Source organism: Crocinitomix algicola, from assembly GCF_001661595.2.
In the GTDB taxonomy this organism is placed as follows: Bacteria; Bacteroidota; Bacteroidia; order Flavobacteriales_D; family Crocinitomicaceae; genus Crocinitomix; species Crocinitomix algicola.
This window is the reverse complement of record NZ_LYPF02000026.1, coordinates 78,406-98,670: the sequence shown is the minus strand read 5'-3', so window position 1 is coordinate 98,670 and position 20,265 is coordinate 78,406. Positions and strand designations below refer to the sequence as shown.

Sequence of the window (20,265 nt, the reverse complement as noted above, 5' to 3'; positions counted from 1 at the left end):
TTTCCCTCTCTCTCCTTCTGTAACCCCGCTCTCAAATGGGAGCGCAAAGTTAACACTTATTTTTGTTTTGCAAACTTTTTTTGAAAAAAAATTATTTTTTTTTTTCGTCGTCCGCTCTACTCTCTCGCTCAAAATTTCAACTCTCATTCCCCGTTTGGGAGGCGCAAAGATAGCTACTCTTTTTCGCTTTATCCTAATTTATTTTAAAGTTTTTTTAATCTTTTTTTAAAATTGTTCTGAGTGGACAGATTTTCAAGCTTTTATAAATGAACTTTTTTTGTCGCAAGAGGGGTAGAAATGGCAGCGCCCGTGTTAACGGGACTATAATGGATGACCCGACCCGGAACTTGTGGAGGGGCTTGCCCTAAAGATTTTGACTAAGAACTACACGATAACATTGATGATCCTACCTTATTAATGGCCCAATCCGGTCTTTTTCTAAACCATTTTTCATTTTCTGGTTGTTCGTCATATGGTTTCTTGAGTAGATTATATAATTCTAAAAACAGTTTATAATCTCCTTTTTCGGCATCTTGTATGGCCAAATGCGCCATATAGTTTCTTAATACATATTTTGGATTGACGCGATTCATTCTTATTTGTCGATTGCTTTTAGACTCTTTGCATGATAATAATCGTGCAGCATATTGTTGCAACCAATTTTCCCATTTATATATGTGGGGGTTAAACTGACTTTGGTTTAGGTATGAGTCCTCTTCAATAATAGGTAGATGTTCTTTTAACGTAATTGGGTCAAATTTTGAAAGTTTTCTAAAGAACAATGTCATATCCATTTGGGAAATTCTTAATAAGTCTGTCAGTAGATTGATGAAGTTATCATCATCAGGTTGCTGATTGTCAATCCCTAATTTCTGAAGCATCATTTGGAGATAGCGTTTTTGGAAAGTCTCCTGATATTCTTCCAATATATGTTCAAGTGGGGCTGCTTCCTCAATTAGAGGGTAGAGCGCATTTGCCAATTGAGTTAAATTCCAAAGAACAATGTGCGGTTGATTTCCATACCGGTATCGTTTAAACTGCGCATCCGTAGTATTCGGGGTCCAGGCAGGATCATAATTCTCTAACCAGCCAAATGGTCCGTAATCAATCGTCAAACCAAGAATAGACATATTATCTGTATTCATAACCCCATGCACGAACCCAACACGTTGCCAATCCATAACCATTTCGAGGGACTTCATTGCAACTTCTTTAAAAAATACCAAATAGGTCGATTTACTCGGTGCGCCCAAATGAGAATAAAATGTTTGTATGGTATAATCAGTGAGTTTTTTTAACAAAACTTTATTGCCTCGAGCTGCAAAGTTTTCAAAATTTCCAAAACGAATAAAAGAAGGTGCGGTTCGACACACGATTGCCCCTTTTTCGTGGGCGGGATTACCATTGTATAATATATCTCTTAAAACCTGATCTCCCGAAAGAGCAATTGACAAAGCTCTTGTTGTAGGAATACCTAAAGAAAACATTGCTTCACTCATCAAAAACTCACGAATAGAAGAACGTAAAACCGCTAATCCATCTGCGCTTCTTGAGTATGGTGTTTTGCCTGCACCTTTTAACTGCAGAACTATAGGGTGCTTGTTCATGTCTAGCTCTGCAATATTAATAGCACGACCGTCCCCCAATTGTCCTGCCCAGTTACCAAACTGATGTCCGGCATAGCACATGGCGTATGGCTTTTGATTATTTAGTGTTTTTTGCCCAGTAAATATTAAGGCTAGTTCGTCTTTTTCAATATCATTCAACTTAAGCTCATTTAATAATGTATGATTGACATGGATAAGCGAAGCATTCTCAAATTTTTGAGGACTTACATAAGAATAGGCCGCATCAGTAACTTGACGAGGCGTATTTTTTTCATTTTTATCTGCCGGTAAAGCTTCTGTGAATTTTTGATAAAACATTTATTTTCTCTTTTAACGATTTAAGTTGACCAGGTATTAAAACTATCCTTTAACAAATTTAAAGAGAATTAAGAATTAGTTTGACGAATGAACGAAAGAATAAAATAGAAGTGGGTTCAATATTTTAAATGTACCTTTGCACCTTATATATAATACATGACATTCAAAGATCTAGGATTAAGTCCAGCATTACTTCAAGCAATTACACAGAAAGGATATCAAACTCCTACTCCAATTCAAAAGCAGGCAATTCCCCTACTATTACAAGGCCATGACCTATTAGGATGTGCCCAAACGGGAACTGGTAAAACTGCTGCTTTTGCTATACCTATCATCCAACAACTCTTAAATGACAAGTCGCGAGATACGAGAAACAAAAAGATTAAAGCATTGATTGTGACCCCTACTCGTGAACTAGCCATTCAAATTAAAGACAATTTTGTTGCCTATGGTAAAGAAACAGATATACGCAGTGCTGTAATATTTGGCGGTGTAAAACAAGGAAAGCAAACAGCAACTCTAAAACAAGGAGTAGATATATTAATTGCCACACCTGGTAGGCTGTTGGATTTAATTAGCCAAGGGTTTATAACATTGAAGCATCTTGAATATTTTGTTTTGGACGAAGCAGATCAAATGCTGGACATGGGGTTTATCCATGATATCAAGAAAATCATTCAACTCATTCCTGAAAAACGACAATCCTTATTTTTTTCAGCCACTATGCCTAAAAGTATATTAGACTTGTCGAAGCGTATACTTGGTCAGCCCAAAAAAATAACGATAAAACCGGAGCAAACGACGGCCGAAAAAGTAACCCAACAATTATACTATGTCAGTAAGGCGGATAAACCGAAATTACTGGAACATCTGGTGGTTGAAAATGAAAACGCCAAACATATCTTAGTGTTCTCACGAACGAAACACGGAGCAGATAAAATTGTAAGAAAATTAAAAAAAGTTAATATTGGTGCAGAGGCCATTCACGGAAATAAATCTCAGAATCAAAGACAACGTGCTTTGAATAGTTTTAAAGAAGGAAAAACGAAAGTATTAGTTGCCACAGATATTGCCGCAAGAGGAATTGATGTCTCAGGCTTGGATTTGGTTATAAATTATGATCTCCCAAATGTTCCGGAGACCTATGTTCATCGAATTGGTAGAACAGGAAGAGCGGATGCAAGCGGAATTGCTGTTTCATTTTGTGATATCGAAGAACGACCATATTTACGTTCGATCCAAAAACTAATAGGACAAAGTATAAGTGTTGTTTCAAATCATTTGTTCGTTGATCAGCGCAAAGAAGAAGATATTAAGCAAGACGCTCCATCTCAAAAGAAGAAAAAAACACCCGGTAGGCGCGGTAATAAGAATGTTTGGAATAGACGACGCCCACAGAATAAAGCTAAGAAAAAATCCAACTCGCAAAATCGACACTAAGATTCATTATTTTTGTCTTTTTCACACTGTACTATGAGTCAAGAAGGGTTAAAACGAATCAATAAGTATTTAAGTGAGGTTGGATATTGTTCAAGGCGCGCTGCGGATAAATTAATTGATGAAAATAGAGTAACAATTAATGGCAAAATACCTGAATTAGGAACAAAAATTGCGCCTGGAGATGAAGTAAAGGTTGACGGAAAACTAATCGAATCACCTCAAGAAGATTTTGTTTATCTTGCTTTTCACAAACCAATTGGAATTGTTTGCACGACAGATACAAGAGTAGAAAAAGACAATATTGTTGACTTTATTAATTATCCCAAAAGAATTTTCCCCATCGGACGGCTTGATAAGCCGAGTGAAGGCCTCATATTTATGACCAACGACGGCGATATTGTAAACAAAATCCTCAGGGCAAGAAATAACCATGAAAAGGAATATATTGTCACAGTAAACAAACCGATTAATGAAGAGTTCTTAAAACGCATGCGGAATGGAATTCCAATTCTTGACACAGTTACTCGTAAATGTAAAGTAGAACGATTAGGAAAATCTAAATTTAAAATAATTTTAACCCAAGGTTTAAACCGTCAAATACGGAGAATGTGTGAATATTTAGGGTATGATGTGATTAAACTAAAGCGTGTAAGAATTATGAATGTCAAATTAGATATTCCTGTGGGCACCTATCGTGATATTACGGCTAAAGAAATGAAAGAGATTCATCGATTGATCAGCGACTCTAAGAAAACGCACGTTTAAAATCGTTTCTGAATAATCTCCCTTTTTCATTCGTTTCAAATATTCTAATTAACTTCACCATCATGAATGATAAAAGTGATATTAAACTTGCCGTTTTAATTGATGCGGACAATATACCTTATGCAAACATACAAGGAATGTTGGATGAAATTGCAAAACTTGGCACACCAACGATAAAGCGTATTTATGGAGATTGGACAAAACCAGGGGTAAACGGTTGGAAAAAACCATTACTCGAGCACGCCATTACCCCCATCCAGCAATATGGATATACGACTGGTAAAAATGCAACGGATTCAGCCATGATTATTGATGCAATGGACATCTTGCACAGCAATAAAGTAGACGGATTTTGTTTGGTGTCCAGCGATAGCGATTTTACGCGATTGGCCACACGATTGCGTGAATCGGGAAACATGGTTATTGGAATAGGTGAAAAGAAAACGCCAAAACCATTTATTGTTGCCTGTGATAAATTCATTTACATCGAAATAATTGCAGGTAGTAAAGACCAAACAAAGAAGAGGACCACGAATAAAGTGAATGCATCTCAGGAAAAGTTTGACAAAGTAAGTCCTGGCTTAATTGGTCTTATTAAAGATACAGTGGATGACATTTCAGACGATGATGGATGGGCTTCCTTAGCTGAAGTGGGATCTTTACTCCTGAAAAAGAAACCAGATTTTGACGCAAGAAATTATGGTTTTCCAAAGCTCACCCCTTTGATGAAGACTTTGAAAAGTGATTTTGAAATTGACATTCGAAATACTGAAAAACGAAGTATTAAACATATTTATATCCGAAATATTTCGTAAATTAATTAGACCAATTAAAATCGCGGAATATAGAGATGCCTATTATTAAATTAGAAACTAAAATTATAGCGCCTCAAGAGGTTGTATTTGATCTTGCACGAAGTATCGACTTACACCAACTTTCTGCAGCTGACACTAATGAAGAAGCCATTGCCGGTAAAAAAACAGGATTATTAGACCTCGGTGAAGAAGTGACATGGCGAGCGAAACATTTTGGAATTTATCAAAAATTAACCTCAAAAATGGTGGCGATTGAATTTCCCCATTTTTTCGTGGATGAAATGACCAAAGGCATCTTCAAGTCCTTCACACATCGCCATGAATTTATACAACATGGAAACGTCACAACTATGAAAGACATATTTAGGTATCGTGCACCCCTTGGACCAATAGGAAATATAGCTGACACCCTTTTTCTAAAAGCTTATATGACGCGATTTTTGATTAAAAGAAATTTAGTAATTAAGCAGTTTTCCGAAATGGATCATGATAAATTAGCCAACAATCTTTAATACCATCTTTTTTTATTCTTTTTTGAAGCAGCAGATTTGCGTCCCTTACGATGTTTACTGCCGCTTTTCTTTTTGTGAACTTGTGGTTTTGCTTTTGGATCCAACGGATAAGGATGCTCCTCAATAACTGGAATTGTTTTATGTGTCAATTTTTGAATATTGATTACATAATCTTTCTCATCTGCCGAGCAAAAAGAATATGATCTACCATTCTCCCCTGCTCTTCCCGTTCGACCGATTCGATGAACATAGGTTTCTGGAATATTTGGCAAGTCAAAGTTAATTACCGCATCTAAATCTTCGATATCGATGCCTCTCGAAGCAACGTCGGTTCCAATCAAAATATTCACTTCGCCTTTCTTAAACAAGTCCAACGCTTCTTGCCTTTTGGACTGAGTTTTATCCCCATGAATGCTTGAGACTTTATAGCCGTTGCGACTTAGCATAGAGGCCAACTTTTCAACGCCGAATTTGGTTCTTCTGAAGATAAGAATATTGCCCTTAATCGTATTTCGAAGTAAATGCAAACATAATTCCATTTTTTTCGCTTTAGGAACGTAATACAGGGCCTGGTCGACAGAATTAGCAACCGATGAACGCGGAGCGACATCTACTTTTTCAGGTGATTTTAAAATTTCATTTGACAAACCAACAACTTTCATTGGCATTGTCGCAGAGAAGAATAGAATTTGTTTCTCTTCTGGACAAATTTTCTCAATTTTTTGTACATCATCGATAAACCCCATATCGAGCATCATATCTGCCTCGTCTATAACAAGTGTTTCAATAAAAGTTGGATTAAAAACTTCTTGTTTATATAAATCTAACAACCGACCAGGAGTAGCAATTAAAATATCGACCCCTTTATTCAGCTTATCTTTTTGCGGTTCGATTGACATACCACCATAAACCGCTGTAGAGGTTATATTTGTGTATTTTGCATATTGCTTAAAGTTATCATCAATTTGTAATGCCAACTCTCTAGTGGGACTTAGCACAAGAGCGGTAACCTTTTTCCCTCTTTTCACCACTTGATTATTCGCCAACATCCGTTGTAAAATAGGCAATGCAAAAGCCGCAGTTTTACCTGTACCTGTTTGCGCCGAACCAATTACATCTTTATCTTCCAGTACAAATGGAATCACTTTTTCTTGGATTGGTGTTGGACTGGTATATCCGGCTTCAGAAATTGCTTTAAGAAGTGAATGATGTAAATTTAATTCTAAAAAATGCATATACTAAATTCGTTCAATTGCAAATATAAAATTTAAATCGCGTTTGTTTTTTATCAATCTCCCAAATCTTAATCTCTTTCTAATGTCAGTTTATAATTATATAACAGGTTTCTCGCTATTTTTGTGACAATACATTTAAAATGGTAAACATCCTACTCGTTGAAGATGAAGAACAGTTAGCAAGTCTTATTGTCAAAGGATTAGCTGAAGAAGGTTATAATGTTATTCACGCCCAAGATGGTCTTAAAGGCCTATCTTATATCCAATCAAATAATGTAGATTTAGTTCTACTGGACATATTATTGCCAGGCATGAATGGATTGGAGGTATGTAAAAACATTCGATTAAAAGGATTTATCCATATTCCTGTAATCATGCTTACTGCGCTGAATAGTGCCGAAAATGTCGTTTTAGGTTTAGATAACGGAGCTGACGATTACATACCTAAACCCTTTAAACTCATTGAATTAAAAGCCAGAATCAGAACATTACTTAGAAGAACCAACTATCAAACACATGCTGCTAAAATGCAAGACGAAATTTTTAGTTTTGAAGATTTGGTTTTAAATGATTCTCAAAAGTCAGTTGAGCGGAATGGCATTAAACTTAATCTTACGTCTACAGAATATAAGCTGTTAGCCAAATTCATGGCCAATCAAGGAAAGGTGTTGTCGAGAACAACTATTTTAGAAGACGTTTGGGGAATTGATTTCGACATTGGTACAAATGTAGTCGATGTATATGTCAATTATCTTCGCAAAAAGATGGAGTTTGACAACTTACCTCGATTAATCCAAACGGTTATTGGAATGGGATATGTGCTCAAAAATCAGGATTAATGAAATTAAACAATAAGGTCGTTTATATATTAATTTCAGTATTTATTAGCTACACCTTATTATTTAGTGGCTTCATTTACTATTCCATTTCAAAATACGATTATACTGATTTTTTTAAGCGATTGGAGATACGTGCCGTAATCAATGCTAAAATATACTTAGAAAACACCTCCGATTTTGATAATTTTAATGATGTAAATCTGAATTTTTTAGAAGATCTTCCCTCCCAATCAGTTCATTTTATACCAATGCAAAATGGTAAAAGCTTTTCATTGGACTCCGTTTCAAAAAAATTCCCGAAAGAGTTTATTTCAGATATAATTGAAAAAGGTAACGGTCAAGTTAATGTAGATAATACCTTGATGGCGGGAATTGAGTATACCAATAAAAGAAATGAGAGTTATCTTGTTATTGTCACCGCTGAAAATTATTTTCACGGCCATCATATCGCCTATTTAGGAAATTTACTCACCACCGCTATTCTCTACAGCGTTTTTCTAATCTTTTTAATCTCTTTATTAGTTTCACGAACACTCATACACCCAGTGAATAACATCATTCAAGAAGTTGAAAAAATTGGAACAAAAAACCTTCATTTGCGGCTTAAAACAACTAAAACAAACGATACGATTGATCAATTATCTAAAACATTTAACAGGATGCTCAACCGATTAGAAACTTCGTTTGAATCCCAAAAAAACTTTATTTCAAATGCTTCACATGAATTAAACACCCCGCTTGCCTCAATAATCGGAGAAGCTGAATTGGCATTGTCTCGACCGAGGGATATTGAGGAGTACAAGTCTGCACTACATCGAATTTTAATTGAAGCTGAAAAACTTGAGAAGAAAACTTCCGCTTTACTACAGCTGGCTCAAACTGGTTTTAATGGTAAGTCTCAAAAATTTACAGAAATACGGATAGACCAATTAATTCTTGATGTACAGGCGACTGTTTCGAAAGTAATTGCTAATCCAAAAATAAATCTTGACTTTAGTCTGCTTCCAGACAATCCAGAAAAATTAATTGTACATGGTAACGAGCAACTATTACATCTTGCAATTTACAACATACTAATAAACGCCTTAAAGTATTCAGATGGCAAATTAGTACACATAGCGTTGGGGGTTTCATTGAGCAATATTTTTATCATTGTTAAAGATGCTGGAATCGGCATTCCAGAAAAAGAAATAAAGTACATTTACGACCCCTACTTTCGCGCGTCAAATACTACCAACTATAAAGGGTATGGTATAGGTTTACCTTTAACCAGAAACATCGTTATAATGCATCACGGAGAATTAATCGTGAGCTCAGAGCAAGACAAAGGAACAGTTGTTCAAATAAACTTGCCAATAAACTAGGGCTTTACCAGTTTTTAATTTCATTTTAATCCTTACACTTTAGTTTTAATTCAATTCTAATTCTGTTGTTATTCAATTCTAATTCCCACAAGGTAATTTTGAATTAACTAAACGGAAAACATGAATAATCAAGTCTTAAAAATACTCTTACCAACTGATTTTAGCGTATTGAGTTTACATGCCATTAAACAAATTATCAATAATAATCCTACTAAAGTTTTTGAATTTACTTTAGCTCATGGATATCACTTATCAGACTCACTCACAACTCTCCTTTTTCATTCAAAACATAAAATACTTCAAAAGCTCATTTCAGAAGATTTTAATAATGCTACAGAATTTCTAAAGAGCAAGTATGAAAAACAATTTAAATCTATATCATACGAGTTATTGACTAGCAGAAATAAAAGTTATATTCAAAACTACTTAAAAAACAGAAATTTTGATCATATATACTTATTAAACGGTTTCGATTGGAAATTCAACCTCAACATCAGTTATGATATTTCAGAAGCCCTCACAAACAGTCATATTCCAACGTCGATAATCGATTTACAATTCACGGAAGAACATCAGCTTTATGCAAACAATAACGTGGTAGATATTTTTTTAATTTAACATGAAAATCATTTACACATCATTTATTGGGTTTGTCTTTTTGATTGTCTGCTCGTCCATAATTATCTCCGATTTAAAAGGACCTGAAAGTTTAATTTTAGGGTCATGGGATGAAGTCTCTTGGGAATATGAAAGAGTAAATTCTACTGAAAATTCCAACCTCCCTCTTGATAATCTTGTTAAGAAAGAAATTTGCAGTAACATGTTCATACACGAAGCAGAAACGTGGGTGTTTAAAAAAAATAACCGTCTTCAACTTGTTAAAAGAGGACACGAAGAAGAAGAATTGATTTACAATTTGCGAGGAAGGGGTAACATATTGGAGATGATTCATAAGGATAATGGAACTGAGATATATCAAATTCAAGATTTAACTAAAAACAAACTTGTACTCCACTTTAATTTCGATTTACAAGTAAAAGGTATCGTAAAAATGACTTTTTCAAAAGTCGATTAGCACATAATTCTATGCTACGAAAATTTAACAACTACAGAACACATCAAGATAATTTAAAGATTGCGATTCTCACTGCTTGCTCTGCAGGAATGGTAAATGTCCTTTCAGTAATTCTCTTCTTTGCTTTTACAAGTAACGTTACTGGACATTACGCCATTCTTGCGCAAGAAGTTGCTAAAGGAAATTGGTATCAAGCGGCTATAGTTTTTATCTGGATTAGTCTCTTTTTAATCGGCAACTTTACATCAAACATGTTAATTATACATAGCAAACCTGGCAAAAGTACCTATCTAGCTCACGCAACTCCACTAATTCTAGAAATTATATGTTTATTAACGGTAAGTATTTACCTACAGCGATTCTATTTAAACACGCTTTGGGAAACTGAATTTCTAGTGGCTTTGATGCTTTTTGCTATGGGGCTCCAAAATGGATTAACCGCGAGTATCACAAATTTCTCAATAAAAACTACCCATTTAACTGGTTTAACAACTGATCTTGGTTTGCTGTTTTCAATGTTCACCAAGAAAAAATATAGAAAAGACAAAAAGTTAAGGCGCAAGGCACAAATTTTATTAAGTGTGGTAACGGCCTATATGTTTGGCGGTATTTCTGCAGGCATTCTTCACATAAAAGTGGGATATGCGGCATTTTACATTGTCTGCGTACTTCTCGGTATTATTCTTTTCTATGACTACTCTGTACTAAAAATTAAAAGGCGAAAAAGGTCCTTATTTACGCGGAAAAACATATTATTTTCAAAAAAAACTTTATAATAATTAAGTAGCAAACATAAAATCAACTAAATTTGCACTTTAGAAAACAAGAAAAATGTCAAATTATAAAACAAAATACACAGTCGTTTGTGATCCATGGGATTGCTGTCGGAAAAGCTATTTGAATTTATAATTTGTAATATAATATATTATTCAACCCGTTCCGACCTTGTCAGAACGGGTTTTTTTATGTCCAAAAATGAAACATTTATTTAACCTTTACATCAATTCTTTCAAAGGACTATCACCAGAAGTATGGTGGTTAGCCTTGATTACTTTAATTAATAGGGCAGGAACAATGGTTGTTCCATTTTTATCGCTTTACCTTACTGAAGACCTTAAGTTTACACTACCTCAAGTTGGATGGATAATGAGTGCCTTTGGGCTCGGTTCAGTTGTTGGTTCATGGATTGGCGGTAAACTCACTAACCACATTGGTGGCTATAGAACAATGATATTAAGCTTAGTTGGCTCTGGCTTTTTATTTATTGGTGTTCAATTTCTTCATACATTCAATACTTTATTGATCGGTATTTTCCTGGTTATGCTAGTTGCCGACATGTTCAGACCAGCCATGTTTGTCGCATTAAGCGCCTATAGCAAACCTGAAAATAAAACCCGGTCAATTACGTTGATTCGTTTAGCAATAAACTTAGGTTTTGCAGGTGGTCCAGCGGTTGGAGGTTTAATTATAACCGCAATTGGTTATGGTGGCTTATTTTGGGTTGATGGTTTAACTTGTATTTTCGCTGGATTATTAATTTTGAAAATATTAAATCCTAAAAGAGCTCCTTCGATGGATGATGTGAGTCCTAACCATTCAGCATCTCCATATAAAGATGGCGTTTTTCTGTTGTTTATTTTGGCAATGTGTGTATTTGGATTAGCATTTATGCAATTCTTTTCAACAATACCAATCTATTATAAAGATGTTCATGTGTTAACCGAATTTGAAATTGGATTACTTTTTGGAGCGAATGGCTTTTTAATTTTCTTGGTTGAAATGCCACTCGTTAAGTATTTTGAGGATAGAAAAACATCTACTATTCGACTAATGATCATCGGTGCATTAATGGTTGGCTTTAGTTTTGTTCTCTTGAACTTCACTTCATGGTCCGGTATCGTGGTTATAAGTGTATTGCTGATTACAATGGGAGAAATCATCGCTTTTCCATTTTCTAATTCATTTGCCATGAATCGGGCAAACAGGGGAAACAAAGGAGAGTATATGGCACTTTATACCATCGCTTTTTCATTTGCCCATATTTTTAGTCATAACGGTGGCCTACAGCTCATCGATAAATTAGGGTTTTACACGACTTGGTTTCTAATTGGTGGACTAGGATTAATAGCCGTATTTCTGCTGTTAGTGGTTAAACATGCATTAAAAACAGAGGAACAAGTTGATTTACAAAGAACAACCTCCAAACCACTATAAAAAATAAAGAATTTAATTCGGGAATGTTTTGAAGTAGCCGCGGATTGATTAACTTTATTCAAAGTCAACTTATGAAGAATTCAGTTACGGCGCATTGGCGCCAAAACATGCAATATACAGTACAAAACCCTGAAGGTGAAGTAAACCTAGATGCTTCACCAGAGCATGGGGGCGAAAACAAAGGGCTACGACCAAAAGCCTTAATGTTAACTTCCTTAGCCGGATGCACAGGAATGGATATAAGTTCGTTGTTTAAAAAAATGCGAATTGACGTATCCAATGTTTCAATTGAGGTGAGTGCAGAATTAACGGATGAGCATCCTAAAACATATAAGAATACCCATATTGTTTACACGTTTCAAGGCAAAAATTTACCCGAAGATAAAATCAAAAAAGCCGTGGATTTATCCGTAAATAAATATTGTGGCGTTATCGAAATGTTTAGGTCCTTTTCTGAGGTTACTTTCGAAATAAGGAATGAAGAACTTTAAGTTCGTTTGGCCGCCACCTTTCATAAATTTCAGGTCGGGCTTTTCGCTGTAGTCCCGCAAATGCGGGAGCTGCCGCTGCTATCCCTGGCGGAAATACATTAAAATTTAAACCGTTCAAGAAATTTAATTCATTCTTGTCTCTTAACTGTGCCTTTAATTCGCAAAACCACATTCGAATGAGGGTAAGCATTTGTCGTTAATGTAATTGCTCGGTTATAAGGCCCCATTCTTTTCGTGTTGTAACGAACCTCGATAATCCCATTCTCTCCTGGTAAAAGGGGCTCCTTTGAATAAGATGCATAAGCTCCCCCTGACGCTTTTGCAACTTTTATGATCAAGGGTTCACTACCGGTATTTGTATATTCAAATTTAAAAATTCCATTCCCATTATAAACGATATCTCTCTGAATCAACGTTGTGTCAAAGGTTATTTCTGGAAATGAATCACTTTGCGCAAAACCACTAAAACTTAAAGTTATATTTTGCTGTTGAATTAAATTGGCAGCCGACAACTTAAAAGCCCTTATATATCCACCAGTCATCTGAGATGTGTTTATTTCAAAAGGAATCATAATAGAATCCTTAGCTCGAAGATAAATAGGGAACAGTTGATTCGTTTTTACCCCTTGCTGCATGAAGAATTCATAACTTCTTTCGCTAAAATGTTGATGATCTATGTCTACACCTGAATTGCCTGTATTTTTAACCTTATAAGCTGTTTTAATAATTCCTCCTCTCTTTACTGTGTCTAATTTTAAAAGTTCATGCTCTATATTTAAACCTCTACTTTGCACAAGTGTTTGTGTAACCAAAACAATTTTTTCAGATTTTTCACGAAAGGTTAACAACCAGTAATCGCTATACATGCCATCTGTGTAGAGTAGATTTTTATCTATGCTAAAAGAGCAATTAATCGTACCGTTTGCAACTATAATTCCTCTTTCTGGATTTCCTTTAATACGAACAGGTGTTTGACTATCATTATTGATATGTACAAGATTATCCACAATTAACAATTCACTATACAAATTCGGTACATCAACACTATAATAATTCTTTTCATTATCTATTAACATAACCGCAGGAGCATAAACCGTATCGAATTTTGGCTGAAGCGAATCTCTAACTACTCTAATCTTTTTTTCATAGGCATGTAAATTCAGCTCAAGGTTAACCAAACTTGCATTTTTTGCATTTGAACGAAACTTGAGAATAGCATTTTTATTAACGAAACCGGATTCAATTCCTGAGTTCAAAAACCTTACCGTAAAAAAACTCCATTTACCAGGCAAAACATAAGAATTGTTTTGAGTAACCTCAAGCCAATTTTTCGCAGAATTACCAATTTTACGAATAATCAAAGGTTCATCACCTTGGTTTTGGAACCAAATCCTTCGTTCTTCTCCACCTACAATCTTATTACTTAGCTTATAAAATTGATAACTTTTTTTTTCAAAATAAACCTTTGCTCCCTCATTCGCATTTGCATAGCAATTGTGAAGAATTCCAAAAACTAAACAGAGTATAAGGTTTATTTTTTTCATGAATATTAAAAGTATAAAACATCAGTTTTTAAACTAACTAAATAACAGTTATTTAACATGAATTTACGCTAAGAGAATCCTTGTAATATGTTTAGTTGTTCAATAATCTTAAAAAAACAAAAAAGGGTCAACATAAAATTAAGTGACCCTTTTTTAAAAATTACAAATTCAATTTATGATAAAGCTTTTTCTAACGCTGTGTCATAAATATCTTTTATTTCTTCAACATATCCGTAATGTTCATCATCCACGCACATTTTTCCTTTAGTTACATGTCCTAATAAAGTGTACGGAACTGTTTGGTTCATCATAAATTCAATAAACTCTTCTTCTTGATCCTCATTAATAGTTACAACCACTCTACTTTGAGCTTCTCCAAAAAGGAAAGCATCCTCACGAATCTCTGCATCTGTTACAATGTCAAACCCGAGTTTATTTGGCATTCCCATTTCGGTTAACGCAACAAACAAGCCTCCATCTGCACAATCATGCGCGGCATTAATTAATCGATGATCGATCAAACCTTTCATGGTTTCTTGTAGCGCAAATTCTTTATCTAAATCAAAATAAGGCGCTGGTGATGCATCAATTTTGTGATATGAAACCAAATATTCTGAAGACGAAATATCATCTTTTGATTCACCAATGATAAAAATTAAATCGCCTTTCGATTTAAAATCCATTGTCATAATTTTTGACTTATCAGGAACAACACCAATCATTCCAATCGTAGGCGTTGGAAAAACAGGTTCTTCTTTCCCTTCCATGACCGTTTGGTTATAAAATGAAACATTTCCTCCCGTTACAGGTGTTTCAAATTTACGGCACGCAGCACTCATTCCTTTGATTGCTCCAACAAACTGCCAGTAACACTCCGGATTATATGGATTTCCAAAATTCAAACAATTTGTTACTGCACTTGGAATACCTCCCGATACAACAATATTTCTTGCCGCCTCAGAAACCGCTATTTGCGTACCTATTTCCGGATCTGCATTGACATAACGCGAGTTGCAATCAACTGTCATCGCCAAAGCTCTATTTGAACCTTTAATATTTGAAATTCCAGCATCTGACGGTCTATTGGTAGTCATCGTTTTAGTTCCTACCATTGAATCATATTGCTCATAGATCCAACGTTTGGATGCTATATTTGGATGTTGTAACAAAGTCATTGCAACTTCTTTCAAATCTTCAGGCTGAGCAACATCGTCTATATTAAACTTTTTAAATTCCTGATAATACGCAGGTTCTTTATATTCTCTTTCATAAACAGGAGCACCACCACCAAGAACGAGTGATTCCGCAGGCACCGAAGCAACCACTTCTCCATTCATCGAATAGTTAATAATTCCACCTTCAGTTACGACACCAATTTGAACAGCATGTAAATCCCATTTTTCAAAAATATCCTCTACAATTTTTTCTTTCCCCTTTTCAATCACACACAACATTCGCTCTTGCGATTCAGACAAAAGAATTTCCCAGTCTTTCATGTTCTCTTGACGTGTAGGTACCTTAGATAAATCAATATCCATTCCTACATTGTCCCCTGCAGCACTCATTTCACATGATGAACAAGTAATACCAGCGGCACCCATATCTTGCATACCTACCACAGCATCTGTTTTAGCTAATTCTAACGTAGCTTCTAACAATAGTTTCTCTTGAAAAGGGTCTCCAACTTGAACAGAAGGAAGGTCCTCAGAAGATTCCTCAGTAATATCTTTACTCGCAAAAGCGGCTCCTGCAATACCATCTTTACCAGTAGCAGAACCCACAATATAAACCGGGTTTCCTGGTCCTGCTGAAGTTGCAGAAATCATTTTCCCTTCTAAAATACCAGCAGAAAATGCATTCACCAATGGATTTGTATTGAAAGATTTATCAAACATGGTTTCTCCACCGATAATTGGCACACCGAAAGAATTCCCGTAATCTCCAATTCCCTTTACCACACCTTTAACCAACCATTTCGTTCGCTCTTTTGAAATTTCCCCAAAACGCAACGAATTTAACTGAGCGATTGGTCGCGCACCCATGGTAAAAATATCACGGTTTATTCCTCCAACTCCTGTTGCAGCACCTTGATATGGCTCTAAAGCACTCGGATGATTATGCGATTCTATTTTAAAAACGCAACCCAATCCATCTCCTATGTCAACTAAACCAGCATTTTCTTCACCTGCTTGAACCAGCATATGCGGTCCTTCTTTTGGTAAAGTCTTTAACCATTTAATTGAGTTTTTATAAGAACAATGTTCCGACCACATTACCGAATAAATTGATAATTCGGTAAAGTTTGGTGTACGACCCATTGCTTCTTTAATCAACTCAAATTCCTCAGCTAATAATCCGAGTTCAATTGCGTCTTCGACTGTTGCGAGCACTTGTGTATTCTTATCCATTTGTAACGCTAAATAAATTTAGACCACAAAAATAAGTATTCTAAACTTTATATCCCCGCTTCTGCGGATTTGTTCTGCTTTTTTTTCAACAATAAAAACGAGTTGTCAAATCGTATCATTTTTTAATTTTACAGCCAACTCAGATGGGATTTATAATATATAGCGTTTTAATTGTCTTTGGCTTTCTTACTTTAAGAGTAATTCAGCCTTATACCACAATTCAACTAAAAGATTTATACATTGGGTGGGGATTTAAAATTTTTGCATCGGCAATTTTCATTCTTATTTTCTCCTTCTATTACAGTAACGGAACAATTTATGGGGATGCCGGAAATTTTCTAAATGATAGTTTATTTTTAAATGAATTTGCTAAAACTGCCCCATTAGAGTATTTGAAGCTTCTAATCGGATTTGATATTGATGAATCCTATTTTCAATCTCCTCCACTTTCTAATACAAATATATGGAGCTATGGAGAAAATGGCGACTTAATGAACGACAATCGGTTAATCATAAGGATTAATTCAATCATACATTTTATCTCTTTTCAAAACGTATATGTGCATGGTTTAATCTTGTCTTTTTTAGGCTTAGTTGGACTAATTGGGATACACCAATCATTTATATCACTAATAAAAAACCCGCAACTATTCTATTATATAATACTCCTATTTCCACCTGTACTTTTTTGGGGTTCGGGCATCACTAAAGAAGCCCTCCTACTTTTTGGTTTAGGTTTGTATTTTTCTGGTTTAGTTGCCGTGCTCAAAAAAAAGAACCTTTCTTCAATAGTGCTGTTATTAATTGGTACGGCCATATTATTATTGAACAAGCCTTACGTTGGTCTAATCGTAATTGCAATGAGTAGCTTCCTCTTTTTGGGTAAGTATTTCGGTTTTAATAAAGCATTAAGGCTGGCCATTCCCTTAATTCTTGTGTTGGTAACTTACTCATTAACCATTGCGCCTCAGCCCATCAATTTATTAGAGAAAATATCCTATAAACAGCGTGACTTGACTAATATGGGCAAAGGAGGTGTTTTTTTCATAAATGATAGTGCCTTCTGCGCTTTCGATTATAAGTATCTTGATCATTTTGAACGACAAGATGAGGCTAAAATTAAGGTTTTAGAAGATTGTGAGGGAGAATATAAATTGTTTGGCGAATCAAATTTTTACCCTTTTAAAATAAAGAGCGATCAACGGTTATACGACCTATATTTGATTCAACCTCCTTCTACAAGTTTTATCGAAACCCCGCTGATTAATTACAATAGATGGGCAATGGTAACAAGCTTACCAACCGTTTTTTTGAACACTATGGTTCGCCCTTTCCCATGGGATAACGGAAGCAATTTTAAACACGTTTCTTTTTTATGTAACATAATGTTAGTGGGGTTATTGGTGTTCTCATTAACCAACAAAAGAAAGCTATCTAATTCTGAAAAATTCTATAACCGCTTTTTTATTTATACCGCAATCGTCATTTTTATCATTATCGGGTGGACAACTCCTATTTTAGGTGCGATAGTTCGTTATAAAATGGCTGCAGAACTATTATTAATTATTGGATGCTTCATTCCTTTAAAAGAACTGAATTATGAAAAAAAATAATCTATGGATACTTGTATTTTTAACTTCCTTAATGGGGTGTTATCAAGGTGAGCAAGCAGATTTAATTATACATAATGCTAAAATCTACAGTTGCGATGAAGCATTTAATGTTTACGAAGCGATGGCCATTCGAGATGGTAAAATCATTCAATTAGGACCGGAACGCGAAATTTTGAATGGGTATGTATGTGACGAAATCATCGATGCTCAATTAAGACCAATTTATCCTGGTTTCTATGATGGACATTGTCATTTTATGGGGTTTGCACAGACCTTGGGTGAAGCCAACCTAAAAGGAGCACAATCATTCAATGAAATTGTTTCTCGAATGGAGGAATTTGCAATTCATTCGACATCTGAATGGCTCCTAGGGCGAGGATGGGATCAAACTTTATGGCAGGATAAAAAAATGCCTACAAACGAAAAATTAAACGAGTTATTTCCGAATCGCCCCGTACTCATTAGGCGGGTAGATGGGCATGCTGCAATTGCAAATGCAAAAGCTCTTGAAATAGCAAACATTAATAATAATTCCTTTATTGAAGGTGGCATAATTGGATTAGAAAACGGAAAACTAACCGGCCTATTACTAGACAACGCCTATGATTCTGTCGCAAAGTGTATCCCTGAATTAATGGCAGAGCAAAAATTAGAATTATTAAAAAAAGCTGAACAAAAACTATTTGAAGTTGGTTTAACTTCAATTAACGATGCAGGCATTAATGCTATTGATAGAGCATTATATGAAGAGTGGTATTCCAATCACCAACTAAAAATAAAATCCTATGCTATGCTCTTTCCCGACAGTGAAAACATGGGTTTCGCTACAAAAAATGGTCCTTATAAAAAAGGGAATTTACACATTCGATCGTTTAAAATAATTGCAGATGGAGCATTAGGTTCCAGAGGAGCCTGTTTAATCGAACCATATCATGACGATAAAGGTAATTATGGAATCATGTTATCAGATACGAGTAACTTAAAAGATATAGCCTATTTAGCAAAAGAAATAGGTTACCAAATGAATACGCACTGTATTGGTGATTCGGCGAATAAAGTAATGCTCAACATTTATGCCGATGTCATTCAAGATCAACCCGATCATCGGTGGAAAATTGAGCATGCTCAAGTCATTCAAGATCAAGATTTCAGTCTATTTACAGCTTTGAAGGTTATTCCTTCTGTTCAACCCACCCACTGCACTTCTGATATGAGATGGGCCCAAGAACGACTAGGATCAGAAAGGTTAAAACATGCTTATGCCTACAAACGCCTGTTACAAGAAGCTGGCACAATTGTTTTAGGAACTGATTTTCCTGTTGAAGCAATTTATCCATTAGAAACCTTTTATGCTGCCATTACCAGACAAAGTAAAGACGGGCAACCAATTGGTGGCTTTTACCCTGATCAAACCTTAAGTCGAGCAGATGCATTGCGAGGAATGACCATTTGGGCAGCCGAATCGAATTTTGAAGAAGATTCGCGCGGTTCTTTAGAACCAGGAAAAGCAGCCGATTTTGTGATTTTAACAAAAGACATTATGAAGGTGGATGCAAAAGAGATTCTAACCACCTACGTCGCTAAAACATTTTTAGATGGTGTGATGGTTTTTGATGGTGAATGATGAAGTTAGCGCAAAGTATTAGCGCAGGATGAATTTCCTGCGCATACGCGTCAAAAGTTCTACATGACATCGTATTTCTATACATTAATTAAGGGTTTCACAAAATGTGTTATGTACAGATTGTCATTTAAAAACTAAAAATCTAATGTGCATGAATATGCATGCGTAGGATATTCATCCTGCGCCTATTGACAATCGTGTGGATATTCATCCCCAAACAAATCAACCCGTTCTATTTAACATAATAATAAAACTGCCTAATCTTGGATAAACTAGGAGTCAAAGTGTGTATTTCAAGAACGGACTCCATATCGGCATAGTTTCTAGCAGATGAATAAATCCAATCTTCTGGTTTTGACACAAATTTTGCTTTAACTAGATAGTCGAGTAAAAAAGTTGTG

17 protein-coding genes are annotated in these 20,265 nt (G+C 35.3%); 13 read left to right on the top strand and 4 right to left on the bottom strand.

Features of this window, described 5'->3' with window-relative positions; translation table 11 throughout:
• Positions 1–377 precede the first annotated feature (377 nt).
• The gene (locus A8143_RS14820) at positions 378–1,925 is read right to left on the bottom strand and encodes a protein adenylyltransferase SelO (RefSeq protein ID WP_066759750.1); all 1,548 of its coding nucleotides are present in this window, start codon (positions 1,923–1,925) and stop codon (positions 378–380) included.
• Between the two features lie 156 nt (positions 1,926–2,081).
• Here A8143_RS14820 and A8143_RS14815 point away from each other — a divergent pair, with 156 nt between their 5' ends.
• The 4 genes from A8143_RS14815 to A8143_RS14800 all read left to right on the top strand — a co-directional run bounded on the left by A8143_RS14815 (position 2,082) and on the right by A8143_RS14800 (position 5,457).
• On the top strand, positions 2,082–3,365 hold the full coding sequence (locus A8143_RS14815; RefSeq protein WP_066759749.1) for a DEAD/DEAH box helicase: 1,284 nt from the start codon (positions 2,082–2,084) through the stop codon (positions 3,363–3,365).
• Positions 3,366–3,398: 33 nt separating this feature from the next.
• Positions 3,399–4,130 (top strand): 23S rRNA pseudouridine(2604) synthase RluF, encoded by a 732-nt coding sequence (gene rluF, locus A8143_RS14810; RefSeq protein WP_066759748.1) that lies wholly within the window; start codon positions 3,399–3,401, stop codon positions 4,128–4,130.
• Between the two features lie 62 nt (positions 4,131–4,192).
• Positions 4,193–4,945 (top strand): NYN domain-containing protein, encoded by a 753-nt coding sequence (locus tag A8143_RS14805; RefSeq protein ID WP_066759746.1) that lies wholly within the window; start codon positions 4,193–4,195, stop codon positions 4,943–4,945.
• A gap of 35 nt (positions 4,946–4,980) precedes the next feature.
• Positions 4,981–5,457, top strand: a complete 477-nt coding sequence (locus A8143_RS14800; protein WP_066759745.1) for an SRPBCC family protein — start codon at positions 4,981–4,983, stop codon at positions 5,455–5,457.
• On the opposite strand, the gene A8143_RS14795 is transcribed toward A8143_RS14800, so the two are convergent.
• Positions 5,454–6,692 (bottom strand): DEAD/DEAH box helicase, encoded by a 1,239-nt coding sequence (locus tag A8143_RS14795; protein ID WP_066759744.1) that lies wholly within the window; start codon positions 6,690–6,692, stop codon positions 5,454–5,456. The two genes, A8143_RS14800 and A8143_RS14795, sit on opposite strands and share 4 nt — an antisense overlap.
• 140 nt (positions 6,693–6,832) lie before the next feature.
• Between A8143_RS14795 and A8143_RS14790 the strand changes: the two genes are divergently transcribed.
• From A8143_RS14790 to A8143_RS14760, 7 genes are all read left to right on the top strand, one after another.
• Positions 6,833–7,531, top strand: a complete 699-nt coding sequence (locus tag A8143_RS14790; RefSeq protein WP_066759743.1) for a response regulator transcription factor — start codon at positions 6,833–6,835, stop codon at positions 7,529–7,531.
• Positions 7,531–8,895, top strand: a complete 1,365-nt coding sequence (locus A8143_RS14785) for a sensor histidine kinase (protein WP_066759741.1) — start codon at positions 7,531–7,533, stop codon at positions 8,893–8,895. Before A8143_RS14790 ends, A8143_RS14785 begins: the two co-directional genes overlap by 1 nt.
• A gap of 120 nt (positions 8,896–9,015) precedes the next feature.
• Entirely contained in the window at positions 9,016–9,513 is a 498-nt protein-coding gene (locus tag A8143_RS14780; RefSeq protein WP_066759739.1) for a hypothetical protein, read from the top strand.
• A gap of 1 nt (position 9,514) precedes the next feature.
• Positions 9,515–9,970, top strand: coding sequence for a hypothetical protein (locus A8143_RS14775; RefSeq protein WP_066759737.1), 456 nt, complete (start codon positions 9,515–9,517; stop codon positions 9,968–9,970).
• Between the two features lie 11 nt (positions 9,971–9,981).
• On the top strand, positions 9,982–10,746 hold the full coding sequence (locus A8143_RS14770) for a YoaK family protein (protein ID WP_066759735.1): 765 nt from the start codon (positions 9,982–9,984) through the stop codon (positions 10,744–10,746).
• A gap of 199 nt (positions 10,747–10,945) precedes the next feature.
• Positions 10,946–12,184, top strand: coding sequence for an MDR family MFS transporter (locus A8143_RS14765; RefSeq protein WP_066759733.1), 1,239 nt, complete (start codon positions 10,946–10,948; stop codon positions 12,182–12,184).
• Positions 12,185–12,255: 71 nt separating this feature from the next.
• On the top strand, positions 12,256–12,675 hold the full coding sequence (locus A8143_RS14760) for an OsmC family protein (RefSeq protein ID WP_066759730.1): 420 nt from the start codon (positions 12,256–12,258) through the stop codon (positions 12,673–12,675).
• A gap of 128 nt (positions 12,676–12,803) precedes the next feature.
• On the opposite strand, the gene A8143_RS16720 is transcribed toward A8143_RS14760, so the two are convergent.
• Positions 12,804–14,219: a DUF1573 domain-containing protein gene (locus tag A8143_RS16720; protein ID WP_083261410.1), complete on the bottom strand. Its 1,416-nt coding sequence runs from the start codon at positions 14,217–14,219 to the stop codon at positions 12,804–12,806.
• Between the two features lie 173 nt (positions 14,220–14,392).
• Positions 14,393–16,627 carry a phosphoribosylformylglycinamidine synthase subunit PurL gene (gene purL / locus A8143_RS14750; RefSeq protein WP_066759728.1) on the bottom strand — a complete coding sequence of 745 codons (2,235 nt, stop codon included), beginning with the start codon at positions 16,625–16,627 and terminating at the stop codon, positions 14,393–14,395.
• A 143-nt stretch (positions 16,628–16,770) separates the two neighbouring features.
• On the opposite strand from purL, the gene A8143_RS14745 reads away from it, so the two are divergent.
• Together A8143_RS14745 and A8143_RS14740 are read left to right on the top strand one after the other, a co-directional pair.
• Complete coding sequence (locus A8143_RS14745) at positions 16,771–18,240, top strand: hypothetical protein (protein WP_066759726.1); 1,470 nt, start codon at positions 16,771–16,773, stop codon at positions 18,238–18,240.
• Positions 18,227–19,864, top strand: coding sequence for an amidohydrolase (locus A8143_RS14740; RefSeq protein WP_066759724.1), 1,638 nt, complete (start codon positions 18,227–18,229; stop codon positions 19,862–19,864). The genes A8143_RS14745 and A8143_RS14740 overlap by 14 nt, the downstream gene beginning before the upstream one ends.
• Positions 19,865–20,265: the final 401 nt, after the last annotated feature.